The organism is Rhodococcus sp. 14-2483-1-2, from assembly GCF_002259405.1.
In the GTDB taxonomy this organism is placed as follows: domain Bacteria; phylum Actinomycetota; class Actinomycetes; order Mycobacteriales; family Mycobacteriaceae; genus Rhodococcoides.
On record NZ_NPFW01000021.1, the window covers coordinates 549,692 to 564,676 of the forward strand.

The window sequence follows — 14,985 nt, forward strand, 5'->3', positions numbered from 1 at the left end:
GGGAGCCAGGCGGAGGCCGTCGGCATGGTTGCGGGCAAGCTCGTGCGCACGCAGGGCGTCACCTGTCCCGCGGGTTTCCGCGCCGCGGGTATTACGGCCGGTATAAAGGCAAGTGGCAAGTCCGATCTGGCCTTGGTGTTCAACGAGGGTCCCGATTTCGCTGCGGCGGGTGTCTTCACCCGAAACAAGGTCAAGGCTGCGCCGGTGCTGTGGTCTCAGCAGGTGCTCTCCACCGGACGGCTGCGCGCGGTGATTCTGAATTCCGGTGGTGCCAATGCCTGCACGGGTGCGCCCGGCTTTCAGGATTCGCACCGGACAGCCGAGGAAGTGGCGTCCGCACTGAGCAATTGGGGTTCCGAGACCGGAGCGATCGAGGTTGCCGTGTGCTCGACGGGTCTCATCGGTGATCGGCTCCCGATGGACAAGCTGCTGCCCGGCGTGACCGAGGTGGTGCACGAACTCGCGGGCGGTATTTCGGGTGGTACCGACGCGGCGTACGCGATCATGACCACCGACACCGTGCCCAAGCAGGCGGCCGTTCATCATGCCGACAAATGGAACGTCGGCGGCATGGCCAAGGGTGCAGGCATGCTGGCACCGTCGTTGGCCACGATGCTCAGCGTCATCACCACCGATGCCGTCGCCACTGCAGACCAGCTGGACAAGGCGCTGCGCGCGGCGACCCGGATGTCCTACGACCGGCTCGACGTCGACGGCGCGTCCTCGACGAACGACACCGTGCTGCTGCTCTCCTCCGGGGCCAGCGGAGTGGCACCGTCGCAGGAAGAACTCGACGCCGCGGTCCTGGCGGTGTGCGACGACCTGGCCGACCAGATGATGGCCGACGCCGAGGGCGTGACCAAGCGGGTGCGGATCACCGTGTCTGGTGCGATGAGCGAGGACGACGCCCTGATCGGCGCGCGCGCGGTCGCCAGGGACTCGCTGACCAAGACGGCCCTGTTCGGGTCGGATCCCAACTGGGGTCGGGTGCTCGCGGCAATCGGTATCGCCCCGATCGAGCTCGATCCGGATCGAATTGCCGTGTCCTTCAACGGCAATCCGGTGTGCATCGACGGCGTGGGAGCGCCGGGGGCTCGGGAGGTCGATCTGTCCGGTGTCGACATCGCGGTGACCATCGATCTCGGTCTCGGCGCAGGGTCGGCCACCATTCGAACCACCGATCTCTCGCACGCGTACGTCGAAGAGAATTCGGCGTACTCGTCATGACCTCGGCCGCTCTGCAATTGACGGCCGCGCAGAAGGCCTTCACGCTCGCGGAGGCTCTGCCCTGGCTGCAGCGATTCTCGGGCAAGGTCGTCGTCGTCAAGTACGGCGGAAACGCCATGATCGACGACGATCTGAAGCGGGCCTTCGCGGCCGACATGGTATTTCTGCGCACCGTCGGAATCCATCCGGTCGTCGTTCACGGCGGCGGGCCACAGATCTCGGCCATGCTGACCAGACTCGGCCTGGCAGGTGAATTCCGCGGCGGATTCCGCGTCACCACCCCCGAGGTCATGGACGTCGCGCGGATGGTGCTGTTCGGGCAGGTCGGGCGCGAGCTCGTCGGCCTGATCAACGGACACGGCCCCTACGCCGTGGGAATTTCCGGTGAGGATGCGCACCTGTTCACCGCGACGCGTCGCACCGTGCTGGTCGACGGCGCCGAGACCGATATCGGTCTCGTCGGCGACGTCACGTCGGTGAACCCCGCAGCGGTCTTCGATCTCATTGCGGCAGGACGTATTCCGGTGGTGTCCACCATCGCTCCCGACCGCGACGGCGTCGTCCACAACATCAACGCGGACACTGCGGCAGCGGCGCTCGCCAGTGCCATCGGTGCCGAGAAGATGGTGGTGCTCACCGATGTCGAAGGCCTGTACACGGATTGGCCCGATCGCAGCTCGTTGACCTCCGAGATCGACGCGTCCACGCTCGAGGCGTTGCTGCCCTCGCTCGACGCCGGGATGGTGCCGAAGATGGAAGCGTGCCTGCGGGCGGTTCGAGCCGGTGTTCCATCGGCTCATGTCATCGACGGTCGCGTCGAACATTCCGTGCTGGTGGAGCTGTTCACCGGTGAGGGAATCGGCACCATGGTCACCCCCGATCACTCGTCTACGTCAGGAGTCACGCCATGACCGGCACCGAGTCCACCCTCGATCTGCAACAGCGGTGGTCGAATTCGTTGATGGACAACTACGGTGTTCCGCGCGTGGCGCTCGTCCGCGGCGAGGGTGCGGTGGTGACGGACGCCGACGGAAAGCAGTATCTGGACCTGCTCGCGGGTATCGCCGTGAACATTCTCGGACACGCCCATCCGGCGGTGATCGAGGCGGTCACCACTCAGCTGTCCACTCTCGGGCACACCTCGAATCTCTATGCGACAGAACCCGGTATCGCGTTGGCCGAGCAATTGCTCGCGCACCTCGGTGCCGGGGCCACCGGCCGGGTGTTCCTGTGCAATTCGGGAACCGAGGCCAACGAGGCGGCGTTCAAGATCGCTCGCCTGACCGGCCGCCCCAACATCGTGGCAGCCGAGAAGTCCTTTCACGGCCGGACGATGGGCGCTCTCGCACTGACCGGTCAGCCGGACAAGCGGACCCCGTTCGAGCCGATGCCTGCCGGCGTGCACCATGTTCCGTACGGCGATGTGGCCGCGCTGGAAGCCGTCGTCGATTCCGATACCGCCGCAGTGTTTCTCGAACCGATCATGGGCGAGGGCGGAGTGGTGGTTCCGCCCGAGGGATACCTCCTCGCTGCGCGCGAGATCACCGCGAAGCACGGTGCACTGCTGGTCCTGGACGAGGTGCAGACCGGTATCGGCCGAACGGGATGGTTCTACGCCCACCAGTCGGTCGGCATCGTGCCCGACGTCATCACACTCGCCAAGGGCTTGGGCGGTGGCCTGCCCATCGGGGCCTGCATCGGCATCGGAGCGGCGGGGGAGTTGCTGCATCCGGGCAAGCACGGCACCACGTTCGGTGGCAATCCCGTGTGCGCGGCGGCGGCTCTGGCCGTCTTGCGCACCATTGCCGACGAGGATCTGCTCTCGCACGTGGACAGCATCGGCAAGACCATCGCGCACTCCATCGAGGGTCTGAATCACCCTCTGGTGAGTCATGTTCGAGGTTCGGGTCTTCTCCTCGGCGTGGTTCTCACCGCCGCCGTCGCGCCGGCGGCCGAAGCAGCCGCGCGCGAGGCAGGCTTCCTCCTCAACGCGGCACAGCCCGACGTGCTCCGGCTCGCACCACCGTTGATCATCACCCAAGACCAAGCCGCGTCGTTCGTGACGGCGCTACCGGCAATTCTCGACGCAGCACAGGAGGCTCATCAGCCATGACCGTTCAGCATTTCCTCCGGGACGACGACATCACGCCTGTGCAGCAGGGCGAAATCCTCGCCCTGGCAGCAGAGCTCAAGCGTGCACCGTTCTCGAAGCGTCCGCTCGAGGGTCCCGAGGGGATCGGTGTCATTTTCGAGAAGAACTCGACCCGCACCCGTTTCTCGTTCGAGATGGGCATCGCGCAGTTGGGTGGTCATGCCGTGGTGGTGACGGGCCGCGACACCCAGTTGGGTCGTGAGGAGACGCTGCAGGACACGGGGCGGGTTCTCTCGCGCTATGTCGAGGCGGTCGTGTGGCGCACGTTCGGGCAGAAGCGGCTCGAGCAGATGGCTACCGGCGCAACGATTCCGATCGTCAACGCCCTCTCCAACGAGTTCCACCCGTGCCAGGTTCTGGCGGATCTGCAGACCCTGATCGAACACAAGGGAAATCTGCAGGGGCGCACCCTGGCCTACTTCGGTGACGGTGCCAACAACATGGCGCACTCGCTGCTCATCGGCGGAGTGACGGCCGGGCTGAACGTGCGGATCGCCGCGCCCAAGGAATTTGCGCCGCTCGGCTACGTTCTCGACGCGGCGCATGCGCGTGCCGAGGAAACCGGGGCCACCATCACCATCACCGAGGACCCGGTCGAGGCCGCCGCCGGTGCCGACGCGCTCGTCACCGACACCTGGACGTCGATGGGACAGGAGAACGACGGTCTCGATCGCGTCGCCCCGTTCCGGCCGTATCGAATCGATTCCGATCTGCTCTCGAAGGCCCAGTCGGACGCTGTCGTGCTGCACTGCCTACCCGCACATCGCGGCGAGGAGATCACCGACGAGGTGCTCGACGGTCCCCAGAGTGTGGTCTGGGACGAGGCCGAGAACCGCCTGCACGCGCAGAAGGCTCTGCTGGTGTGGCTCCTCGAACAGGCCCGACGACCATGAGCGAGGACGTCACTGCGGTGCCGTTGACCGCGTCGACCCGCGCGGGGAGGCAGGCACGGATCATCGCGTTGCTGGCCACGCATCAGGTGCGCAGTCAACCGCAGCTGGCGTCGTTGCTCGCGGCCGAGGGGATCGACACCACTCAGGCAACTCTCTCGCGGGACCTCGAGGAATTGGGTGCCGTGAAACTGCGCGCGCCGGACGGTGGAGTGGGGGTGTACGTCGTGCCCGAGGACGGCAGCCCGGTCCGGGGAGTGTCCGGCGGCACCGACCGTCTCCTGAAGTTGCTGGGGGAGTTGTTGGTGTCCACCGATCACAGCGGGAACCAGGCCGTCCTCCGCACACCACCGGGCGCGGCGCACTACCTGGCCAGCGCTCTGGATCGTGCTGCGATGCCCGAGATCGTCGGGACCATCGCCGGTGACGACACGATTCTGTTGATAGCCCGCGAGCCACATACCGGTGGCGAGGTCGCGGACAAGATCGAAAAGCTTGCTCGACGCGGTAACTGAGATCCGGTTACCCATCATGCGCAACAAGAACAACGAAGGAGCTTGAACACCATGGCCGAACGCGTCATCCTCGCCTATTCCGGCGGACTCGACACCTCCGTCGCCATCAGCTGGATCGGGAGGGAGACCGGCAAGGAGGTCGTTGCCGTCGCCATCGATCTGGGGCAGGGCGGCGAGGACATGGACGTCGTGCGCCAGCGCGCACTCGATTGCGGCGCAGTCGAATCCGTCGTCGTCGATGCCAGGAACGAGTTCGCCGACGAGTACTGCCTGCCGACGGTCCAGTCCAACGCGCTGTACATGGATCGGTACCCGCTCGTGTCGGCCATCAGCCGTCCGTTGATCGTCAAGCACCTCGTCGAGAACGCGCGGGCGCACGGCGGAACCGTCGTCGCCCACGGATGCACGGGCAAGGGCAACGACCAGGTTCGGTTCGAGGTCGGCTTCAACACCCTCGCCCCCGAGCTCGAGGTGTTGGCGCCGGTTCGCGACTACGCGTGGACGCGCGAGAAGGCGATCAAGTTCGCCGAAGAGAACGACATCCCGATCAACGTGACCACCAAGTCGCCGTTCTCGATCGACCAGAACGTCTGGGGACGCGCGGTGGAGACCGGTTTCCTCGAGGACCTGTGGAACGCGCCGACCAAGGACGTCTACGACTACACCGAGGATCCGACGGTCAACTTCCAGGCTCCCGACGAGATCGTTGTCTCGTTCGACAAGGGTCGCCCCGTCGCGATCGACGGCCGTCCGGTCTCGGTACTCGAAGCGATCCAGGAGCTCAACACTCGTGCCGGAGCGCAGGGTGTCGGCCGCTTGGACGTCGTCGAGGATCGGCTCGTCGGCATCAAGAGTCGCGAGATCTACGAGGCACCCGGTGCCATGGTGCTCATCCGCGCCCACGAGGAGCTCGAGCACGTGACCCTCGAGCGCGAGCTCGGTCGCTACAAGCGCCACACCGATCAGAAGTGGGCCGAGCTGGTGTACGACGGCCTGTGGTACTCCCCGCTCAAGGGTGCTCTCGACACGTTCGTGCAGCACACGCAGGAGCACGTCTCCGGCGACATCCGCCTGGTTCTGCACGCGGGCGGGATCATCGTCAACGGACGCCGCAGTGGTGAGTCGCTGTACGACTTCAACCTCGCCACCTACGACGAGGGCGACACGTTCGACCAGTCCGCGGCCAAGGGATTCGTTCAGCTGCACGGACTCTCGTCGAAGATCGCCGCGAAGCGGGACCTGGGCCTGTGACGAATTCGGAGACCTCGCACGGAACCAACGAGGGTTCGCTCTGGGGCGGTAGATTCGCATCGGGGCCGGCCACAGCCATGGCAGCGTTGAGCAAGTCGACGCACTTCGACTGGGTCCTTGCGCCGTACGACATCCGCGCATCCATGGCGCACGCGCGGGTGCTGAACGGTGCCGGACTGCTCACCCCGCAGGACCTCGAGACCATGCTCGACGGTTTGCAGCGCCTCGCCGACGATGTCGCGTCGGGCGCGTTCGTGGCAGCCGAGTCGGACGAGGACGTGCACGGCGCTCTCGAACGCGGGTTGATCGACCGGGTCGGACCGGAGGTCGGTGGCCGGCTGCGCGCGGGCAGGTCGCGCAACGATCAGGTGGCCACACTGTTCCGCATGTGGCTGCGTGACGCGGTTCGCCGGGTGTCGGTCGGCGTTCTCGATGTGGTCGACGCGTTGGCCACCCAGGCAGCGGCGCATCCGACTGCCGTCATGCCGGGCAAGACGCATTCGCAGGCCGCGCAGCCGGTGTTGCTGGCGCATCATCTGCTCGCGCACACCCATCCGTTGTTGCGCGATGTGCAGCGTTTCGCAGATTTCGACACGCGAGCAGCGGTGTCCCCGTACGGTTCCGGTGCCCTCGCCGGTTCGTCACTGGGTCTGAGTCCGGAGAAGATCGCAGCCGAGCTCGGGTTCGACTCGTCCGCCGAGAACTCGATCGACGCCACGTCCTCGCGCGACTTCGCCGCCGAAGCAGCCTTCGTATTGGCGATGACGGCAGTCGATCTGTCGCGGTTCGCCGAGGAGGTCATCTCGTGGAGCACTCCCGAGTACGGCTACGTGACGTTGGCCGATGCGTGGTCCACCGGCAGTTCGATCATGCCGCAGAAGAAGAATCCGGACGTCGCGGAGTTGACCCGCGGAAAGACCGGACGATTGATCGGTAATCTGACCGGACTGCTGGCCACGCTCAAGGCGCAGCCGTTGGCCTACAACCGTGATCTCCAGGAAGACAAGGAGCCGGTGTTCGATTCGGTGGCGCAGCTCGAGCTGTTGCTGCCCGCGCTCACCGGATTGACGGCAACGCTCGAATTCCACACCGAACGGATGGCCGAGCTGGCACCGGCCGGGTTCACGCTCGCCACCGATATCGCCGAATGGATGGTGCGGCAGGGGATTGCGTTCCGCGTTGCTCACGAGGCTGCAGGAGCCTGCGTCCGGGCGGCCGAGGCGCGAGGCGTCGGGCTGGCGGATCTGACCGACGAGGAGCTGGCCGCGATCGATCCGTCCCTCACTCCGGCCGTTCGTGAGGTTCTCACGGTGGAGGGTTCCATCTCGTCGCGGGATGCGCGTGGTGGCACGGCCGCTGTGCAGGTTGCGCATCAGCTCGGGGGCGTGCGGGCCACGGGCGCGACCCTGCGCGCATGGGCCGAGGAACCGGTGTTGCGGCACTGAGTGCGCAATCGATATCCATGCCGGTTTCCTCGAGTGTGATGTGAGAAGCTTTCGTCACGCGAAGATCGATGCCGGTCGTTCGTCGGGGCCGAACGCAGGAGTGTATTTGTGGGACTGAATGCAGACGCCGTACGTGGTCCACTGCGCCGTGCCATCGCCACGGCGCAGAACGGTCTCGAGGTCATCCGTCTCGGTGGTCTCGAGACCGAGGTGGATCCGTCGCCGTTTCGGGTGATGGACCGCGAGCCGATGTATCGGCTTCGGCGGTACTTCCCCGACGATGTGCCTGCCGACAGTCCTCCGGTGGTGCTCATTCCGCCGATGATGGTCTCCGCGGACGTCTACGACGTGACGACCGACCAGGGCGCTGCCGGGATCCTGCACGGCATGGGGCTGGATCCGTGGGTGGTCGACTTCGGCTCGCCGGATACAGAAGAAGGCGGGTGGGGCCGTACGCTCGCCGATCACGTCGTGGCGATCAGCGAGGTCGTCGACAAGGTGCACGAGCACACCGGCCGCGACGTCCACCTGGGTGGTTACTCCCAGGGCGGAATGTTCTGCTACCAGGCGGCCGCGTACCGAGGCGGCCGAAATCTGGCCAGTCTCATCACGTTCGGGGCTCCGGTCGACACGCTCGCCGGTCTGCCTCTCGGGATCCCGGCCGGCGTGGCCACGCGGGGAGCGGAGTTCCTGGCCGACCATGTGTTCACTCGGCTCGCTGTATCGGGATGGATGGCGCGGACGGGATTTCAGCTACTCGATCCGGCGAAGACCGTGCGATCGCGAGTGGATTTTCTGCGTCAGCTTCACGACCGTGAGGCGCTGTTGCCGCGCGAGCCGCAGCGACGCTTTCTGGCGATGGACGGGTGGGTGGCGTGGTCCGGCCCGGCCGTTGCGGAGTTGTTGAAGCAGTTCGTCGTTCACAACCGCATGATGACCGGCGGGTTCGTCATCAAGGACAGATTGTTGACTCTGGCCGAGCTCACCGTGCCCGTGCTCGCCTTCGTCGGCGAAGTCGACGACATCGGTCAGCCGTTGGCCGTGCGCGGCATTCAGCGCGCAGCCCCCCGCGCCCAGGTGTTCGAAACCACTTTGCGTGCAGGCCATTTCGGTCTGGTTGTCGGAAGTACCGCGGCTGCACAGACCTGGCCGACGACGGGAAACTGGATTCGGTGGCGTGAGGACCTCGGACCGAAGCCGGAGGCGGTCCGCGTGATGGAGCGCGAGGGCCACGGCGATTCAGAGAGCGGTGTGTCGATCACCAATCGCCTGATCCACACCGCTGCCTCCATCGCCGAGGTGGGCGTCGGTGTCGGCCGCGGGCTGGCATCGGCGGCGACCGGAGCAGTGCGTGGAACCCGCGAGATCTCCTCCGAGGCCGTGCGCACGTTGCCGAGGCTCGCCCGCCTCGGGCAGATGCAGCCGCACAGTCGAGTCTCGTTGGGCCGCTTGATCGCCGAGCAGGGACGTAAGTCTCCGAACGGAGAGTGCTTCCTGTTCGACGACCGAGTGCACACCTACGACGCTGTCAACGTCCGCATCGACAACGTGGTGCGCGGACTGATCAGTGTCGGGGTGCGACCCGCGTCGCGCATCGGTGTGTTGATGGAGACTCGTCCCAGCGCATTGGCCGCGATGGCGGCGCTCTCGCGGATCGGGGCAGTGCCTGTTCTGCTGCAGCCGGGCAGCGACCTGACCGCAGCGCTGCGGACCGTCGACGTCGACACCGTGATCGCCGATCCGGAAAATGCTGCGGCTGCGGTCCCGGTGGCACCGAACGTTCTGGTGCTCGGCGGTGGTGAGGTTCGGCACCTCGACATCCCGGCCGGCTACGAGGTGGTCGATCTCGAGGCCATCGATCCCGACGCAGTGCGTTTGCCTCAGTGGTACGAGCCGGATCCGGGCCGTGCCCGCGAACTGGCGATGATCCTGTTCACGACGACCGATCGCGGTCTCGAACCGCGATACATCACCAATCATCGCTGGGCGTTGTCTGCATTCGGAACAGCGACGACGGCCGCGCTCGGACCCGGCGATACTGTCTATTGCCTTGCCCCGCTGCATCATTCGGCCGGAATCCTCGTCACGATCGGTGGCGCGCTCGCGGGCGGGTCGCGCATCGCACTCTCCCGTGGTCTCGAGCCCGAGCGGTTCAGCGAAGAGGTGTACCGCTACGGCGTCACCGTCGTGAGCTACACCTGGACGATGATGCGGCAGATCCTCGACGACGGCCGGTTCCCGGTCGACTCCGGCCACCCGGTGCGCCTGTTCATCGGCTCCGGTATGCCGGTGGGGCTCTGGCGACGCACGCTGGCGCGGTTCAGCCCGGCTCGGGTGCTCGAGTTCTACGCATCCACCGAGAACGACGTGATTCTGGCCAATGTGGCGGGCTCGAAGATCGGTTCCAAGGGCCGTCCGCTGCCGGGCAGCGCACGGGTGGCGCTGGCGGCCTACGACCCCATCACCGGCCGCCTCGAAGAGGACGACGACGGCTTCGTCCGGCAGTGCCGCGACGACGAGATCGGGCTGCTCCTCGGCCGACCGAGCGGAGATGGCGAAGCGACCAGTCACGTCATGCGCGGAGTGTTCGAGCCCACGGACGCCTGGATCCCCACCGAGAACCTGTTCCGTCGCGATTCCGACGGCGATTATTGGCTCGTCGACCGCAAGGACACCGTGGTGCGTTCGGCGTGCGGTCCGGTGTACACCCAGCCGATCGTCGACGCGGTGGGTGACCTGGACCAGGTCGACTCGGCCGTGGTCTACGGAGTGCGGGTGACGTCGGATCGGCCACGATCGGTGCGCGTCGAGGCGTCGGCCACCGAGGTGGCGGTCTGCGCCATCTCGCTGCAACCGGAGGCGGTGATCACCGCTCGTGCTTTGACCGACACTCTCGGAGTACTGCTTCCGGCCGAGCGTCCGGCGATCGTGCACGTGGTGACCGAAATTCCGGTGGGACGCGCGTATCGACCCAACGCGACGGCGCTGAAGCAAGCGGGCATCCCGACGCCAAGCGCTCGGTCGTGGTTTTACGACTCGGAGTCGAACAGCTACCGTCGATTGACGAAAGCTGTTGTGGCCGAACGGTTCGTCGGGCGCGAGACCGCGGCCGAAAGATCGTCGTAGGAACGAGACTGCACAGAAGAAAACGGGTTCGGTAGCGTAAGCGAGTACACCACTCCGGTTCGACCGGAGCAGAGCGAAGGACACCTGTGGCAATCGATTCGACACTGCTTTCCATTCTCGCGTGCCCGGTGGACAAGGGCCCGCTGCTGTTGATCGAAGGGGAACTGCTCTACAACCCGCGACTGCGTCGCGCATATCCGATAGAGAACGGCATCCCGGTGTTGCTTGCCGACGACGCCCGCGATGTCGACGACGCCGAGCACGAGTCGATCCTGGCGCGCGCCACGTCCTAGAGCGTGCGGTCGGTCACCGGGTTCGTCGACTACTGGGTTCGTCGACGCAACGTCGCGGCGGCTCCGCTCAGCGCGGCGACGGTGAACGCCGTGACCACGGCGATATCGGTCCACATGGGCCCGGTGACTCCGGGGTACCGGGAAATCTCCTGGAGCGCGTCGACCAGGTAGCTCAGCGGCAGGACATTGCTGATCGTGCTCAACCAATTCGGCATCTGGTCGCGCGGCACCAGGAGTCCGCAGAGAAACAGCTGTGGAATCACGACGACCGGCATGAACTGGACGGCTTGAAATTCGGTGCGGGCGAATGCGCTGCACAGCAGTCCGATGGCGACCCCGAGCATCGCTCCCAGGACTGCGATCACCAGAACCCAACCGACCGAGCCCTCGATGTCGAGCCCGAGAAATCCGAACGCGACGGTGCATGCCAGTAGCGCCTGTCCGACGGCGGCCAGTGAAAAGGCGGACCCGTAGCTCGCGAGTAGGTCCAGTTTGGACATCGGAGTCGTCAGCAGGCGTTCGAGCGTTCCCGAGGTGCGTTCACGCTGCATCGAGATCGACGTGATCAGGAACATGACGACGAACGGCAGGATGCCGAGCATCGTGATCGCGATCCGATCGAACAACGACTGCTGGTTCGGCGGGGTCGGCACGTCTCGGTACAGGAAGTACAGCAACACCATCAGCAGGGACGGAACGAGCAGAACCATGGCCACCGATCGATGGTCGGCTCGCAGCTGTCGCAGGATGCGGCCGGTGACCGCTGCGTAGATCCGCGCGTTCACGATGTCTGCTCGGTAGATCTGATGAGAGACAGGAATGCGCGATCGAGCGTCGTTTCGTTCGTGCGCTCGAGTAACGCATCGGGGCTCGACTGGGCCAGGACGACGCCGTCGCGCATCAGAACGAGACGGCCACAGTGCTCCGCCTCTTCCATCACATGGCTCGAGACCAACACCGTTGTGCCACTTGCCGCGATATCGGCGAACCGCGACCACAGCTCCGAGCGCAGCACGGGATCCAAGCCGACCGTCGGTTCGTCGAGGACGATCAGCTCGGGTTCGGCAACCAGGGCGCTGGCCAGGGAGACCCGCCCCAGTTGGCCGCCGGAGAGTTCGCCCGCCCGTGACGACGCGTGGTCGGCCAGTCCGACCGCCTCGATGGCCGACGCCACGTCCGCGCGCCGGCGGCCGTACAGCGACCCGAAGTACTGCACGTTCTCGCGAACGGTGAGATCTCGGTAGACGCTCGGTGCCTGGGTCACGTATCCGACTGTGCGGCGCAACGGTGCCGAGCCGGCCGGAGATCCGAGAACTGTCACGGTTCCGCTGTTCACGATCTGAGTGCCGACGATTGCTCGCATGAGAGTCGTCTTGCCGCAGCCCGACGGACCGAGAAGTCCGGTGATGGCACCACGAGGGATAGTCACGGACAGACTGCGCAGCACCGTTCGCTTACCGCGGCGAACCGTCAGCCCTGTGATCTCGACGGCGTGCTCACCGGTGAACGCCATATCGGCCTCCAGACTTGTCGATGTCGAAGTCATAGCCCCGTCGGCGCTGCGTGGTCAAGGGCGAAGCATCATGGGACGGATGAATGTCGCTGACTTGGAGATCGGAGAACCCGACGACGCCGCCCGACGCATCCTCGGCGGAACCGTCACCGTGGGCGACGTGTCGGTGCGCATCGTGGAAGTCGAGGCCTACGGCGGTCCGCTCGATGGTCCATGGCCGGATCCGGCCGCGCACTCCTTCCGGGGCCCGACTCCTCGTAACGAGGTGATGTTCGGTCCGGCGGGCCGGCTGTACGTATACCTGAGTTACGGCATGCACTTGTGCATGAACGTCAGCTGCGGCCCGGACGGTACGGCAGCCGCCGTGCTGCTCCGAGCGGCTGAAGTGGTGAGGGGCCACGATGTCGTCGAGACCAGGCGCGCCGGGCGCGGTCCTCGGTCCGCACGGGTCGAGGCCGGTTGGGCCCGCGGGCCGGGGAATCTCGGTCGAGCCTTGGGCGTCTCGCTGGCGGACAACGGAACGGACGTGTTCGAAGCGTCGTCGGCTGTCACCCTCGAACTACTCGAGCCACGACTGCACGAGAAGGCAGTTGCGTCCGGCCCACGGGTAGGGGTGAGTTCGGCGGCCGATCGTCCCTGGCGCTTCTGGTTGCTCGGGTCGCAGGCGGTGTCGAGCTACAAACGCAGTCCCCGCGCCGCCGCGCCCGGTGGCTCGGAGGCCTGAGCGCCGGCTGGATGCGTCCATACGGGAGGATCGACGTCGTGAGTGAGAACATCATCGACGAAATGACCTGGCGTGGACTGATTGCGCAGTCCACCGATGTGGACGCGCTGAAGAAGGCCACGTCCGAGGGGCCGATCACGCTGTACTCCGGTTTCGATCCGACAGGGCCCTCGCTGCACGCAGGGCACCTCGTGCCGTTGCTGGCGCTCAAGCGTTTCCAGCGGGCCGGGCATCGCCCGATCATTCTCGCCGGCGGTGCGACGGGACTCATCGGTGACCCACGCGACGTGGGGGAGCGCACCATGAATTCCCCCGAGGTCGTCACCGAGTGGGCGTCGCGTATCCGTGGTCAGCTCGAGCGGTTCGTCGACTTGGACGAGAGCCCGACGGGTGCAGTGGTGGTGAACAATCTGTCCTGGACGGGGGAGTTGTCCGCGATCGATTTCCTTCGCGACATCGGTAAGCACTTCTCGATCAACGTGATGCTTGCTCGCGAGACGGTGAAGAACAGGCTCGAGAGCGACGGAATGTCGTACACCGAGTTCAGCTACATGCTGCTGCAGGCGAACGACTACGTGCAGCTCCGCAGGCAATACGGCTGCAGTCTTCAGATCGGCGGCTCCGACCAGTGGGGAAACATCATCGCCGGGGTGGAGCTGAATCGGCGCCAGGACGCCGAGTCGGTGCACGCCATGACGGTTCCGCTGGTCACCTCCGCCGACGGCAAGAAATTCGGCAAATCCACCGGAGGCGGCAGCCTGTGGCTCGACCCGGAGATGACGAGCCCGTACGCCTGGTACCAGTACTTCGTGAACACCGGCGATGCAGACGTCGTGAAGTACCTGCGCTGGTTCACCTTCCTGTCGAAGGACGAGTTGGCAGAACTCGAGTCGGCGACCACCGAGCGTCCGCACGCGCGTGAGGCACAGAAGCGCCTGGCCGCCGAGATGACCACGCTCGTCCACGGCGAAGCAGCGACTCGTTCGGTCGAACTCGCCAGTCAGGCACTTTTCGGGCGAGCCGAACTGACCGAACTCGACGAAAAGACGCTCGCCGCCGCGCTACAGGAAGCATCTGTGGCGGACATCGAAGCAGGTGCACCGAACACCATCGTCGATCTGCTCGTGGCTACAGGGTTGAGCGAGAGCAAGGGCGCTGCCCGACGCGCGGTCAAGGAGGGCGGCGCATCGGTCAACAACGTCAAGATTTCCGACGAAGAATGGACGCCCGGTGCGGACGATCTCCTGCACGGCCGGTGGTTGGTGGTCCGACGCGGGAAGCGGAATTTCGCGGGTGCCCGAATCGCCGACTGACTTCGCGTCTCTGTCAGTGGCCGGAGTCACATCCATGTAATTTGGTTACGACGCCCGTCAGGTGGGTAAGTGACCGGTTGCGACCAGGCCGTTCACGCGAATCACGCGTGAACGACCTGGGGATTTGACGCGTTGTTATCCGGGGCGTAACTTTGTCCAGGTCAGAGCGACACGGACGCCAGCCCAGACCGCAAGGCCTGAGCAACGCGGAGTTCGCTTCCGACACCAAGAAGGAGTCAGGGCCGCAAGGTTCGACTTCTTCGCGGATGAGAAGCCAGTTTGACTGTGCTCGATCATCTGATCTAAGCTGGATCGGTTGCCCCGGACATCTACGAGCTTCGACTCGAAGGTGAATGGTGTGTGCGTGTTCTTTGAGAACTCAACAGTGTGTCGATGAATGTCAGTGCCGAATTTATTTGGTGAAAGCATTCGATGTATCAGCCATCCGCTTGTGGTGGTTGTTGTCGGGTGTTGTTTGAAAATGCTAGTTGAGTTTATTTGCTAGTGATTTGACTCTTTATGTTTATGACTGATTT

Annotated in this window: 13 protein-coding genes; 11 read left to right on the top strand and 2 right to left on the bottom strand. The window is 65.3% G+C overall.

Translation table 11 applies throughout. From position 1 onward, the window contains the following. Positions 1-24 precede the first annotated feature (24 nt). The 9 genes from argJ to CH295_RS21100 all read left to right on the top strand — a co-directional run bounded on the left by argJ (position 25) and on the right by CH295_RS21100 (position 10,899). Positions 25-1,227 (top strand): bifunctional glutamate N-acetyltransferase/amino-acid acetyltransferase ArgJ, encoded by a 1,203-nt coding sequence (gene argJ, locus CH295_RS21060; protein ID WP_170946009.1) that lies wholly within the window; start codon positions 25-27, stop codon positions 1,225-1,227. Continuing rightward, positions 1,224-2,138, top strand: coding sequence for an acetylglutamate kinase (gene argB / locus CH295_RS21065; RefSeq protein ID WP_094741812.1), 915 nt, complete (start codon positions 1,224-1,226; stop codon positions 2,136-2,138). The genes argJ and argB overlap by 4 nt, the downstream gene beginning before the upstream one ends. Continuing rightward, the gene (locus CH295_RS21070; RefSeq protein ID WP_094741813.1) at positions 2,135-3,340 is read left to right on the top strand and encodes an acetylornithine transaminase; all 1,206 of its coding nucleotides are present in this window, start codon (positions 2,135-2,137) and stop codon (positions 3,338-3,340) included. The genes argB and CH295_RS21070 overlap by 4 nt, the downstream gene beginning before the upstream one ends. Then, positions 3,337-4,272, top strand: a complete 936-nt coding sequence (gene argF / locus CH295_RS21075; protein ID WP_094741814.1) for an ornithine carbamoyltransferase — start codon at positions 3,337-3,339, stop codon at positions 4,270-4,272. Before CH295_RS21070 ends, argF begins: the two co-directional genes overlap by 4 nt. Then, on the top strand, positions 4,269-4,784 hold the full coding sequence (locus CH295_RS21080) for an arginine repressor (RefSeq protein ID WP_037192611.1): 516 nt from the start codon (positions 4,269-4,271) through the stop codon (positions 4,782-4,784). The genes argF and CH295_RS21080 overlap by 4 nt, the downstream gene beginning before the upstream one ends. 51 nt (positions 4,785-4,835) lie before the next feature. After that, positions 4,836-6,035, top strand: coding sequence for an argininosuccinate synthase (locus CH295_RS21085; protein ID WP_037192608.1), 1,200 nt, complete (start codon positions 4,836-4,838; stop codon positions 6,033-6,035). Next, complete coding sequence (gene argH, locus CH295_RS21090; RefSeq protein WP_094741815.1) at positions 6,032-7,480, top strand: argininosuccinate lyase; 1,449 nt, start codon at positions 6,032-6,034, stop codon at positions 7,478-7,480. The genes CH295_RS21085 and argH overlap by 4 nt, the downstream gene beginning before the upstream one ends. Before the next feature lie 108 nt (positions 7,481-7,588). Beyond that, complete coding sequence (locus tag CH295_RS21095; RefSeq protein ID WP_094741816.1) at positions 7,589-10,606, top strand: AMP-binding protein; 3,018 nt, start codon at positions 7,589-7,591, stop codon at positions 10,604-10,606. An 86-nt stretch (positions 10,607-10,692) separates the two neighbouring features. Continuing rightward, on the top strand, positions 10,693-10,899 hold the full coding sequence (locus CH295_RS21100) for a Trm112 family protein (protein ID WP_037192601.1): 207 nt from the start codon (positions 10,693-10,695) through the stop codon (positions 10,897-10,899). Positions 10,900-10,928: 29 nt separating this feature from the next. Here CH295_RS21100 and CH295_RS21105 read toward each other — a convergent pair whose 3' ends face one another. Next, positions 10,929-11,684, bottom strand: coding sequence for an ABC transporter permease (locus tag CH295_RS21105; RefSeq protein ID WP_094741817.1), 756 nt, complete (start codon positions 11,682-11,684; stop codon positions 10,929-10,931). Beyond that, a complete protein-coding gene (locus CH295_RS21110) occupies positions 11,681-12,412 on the bottom strand; it encodes an ABC transporter ATP-binding protein (RefSeq protein WP_037192597.1) in 732 nt (243 codons plus the stop codon). The genes CH295_RS21105 and CH295_RS21110 overlap by 4 nt, the downstream gene beginning before the upstream one ends. A gap of 79 nt (positions 12,413-12,491) precedes the next feature. Here CH295_RS21110 and CH295_RS21115 point away from each other — a divergent pair, with 79 nt between their 5' ends. Together CH295_RS21115 and tyrS are read left to right on the top strand one after the other, a co-directional pair. After that, positions 12,492-13,136: a DNA-3-methyladenine glycosylase gene (locus CH295_RS21115; protein WP_094741818.1), complete on the top strand. Its 645-nt coding sequence runs from the start codon at positions 12,492-12,494 to the stop codon at positions 13,134-13,136. A gap of 38 nt (positions 13,137-13,174) precedes the next feature. Continuing rightward, the gene (gene tyrS, locus CH295_RS21120) at positions 13,175-14,449 is read left to right on the top strand and encodes a tyrosine--tRNA ligase (RefSeq protein WP_094635379.1); all 1,275 of its coding nucleotides are present in this window, start codon (positions 13,175-13,177) and stop codon (positions 14,447-14,449) included. The last annotated feature ends 536 nt before the right edge of the window (positions 14,450-14,985 follow it).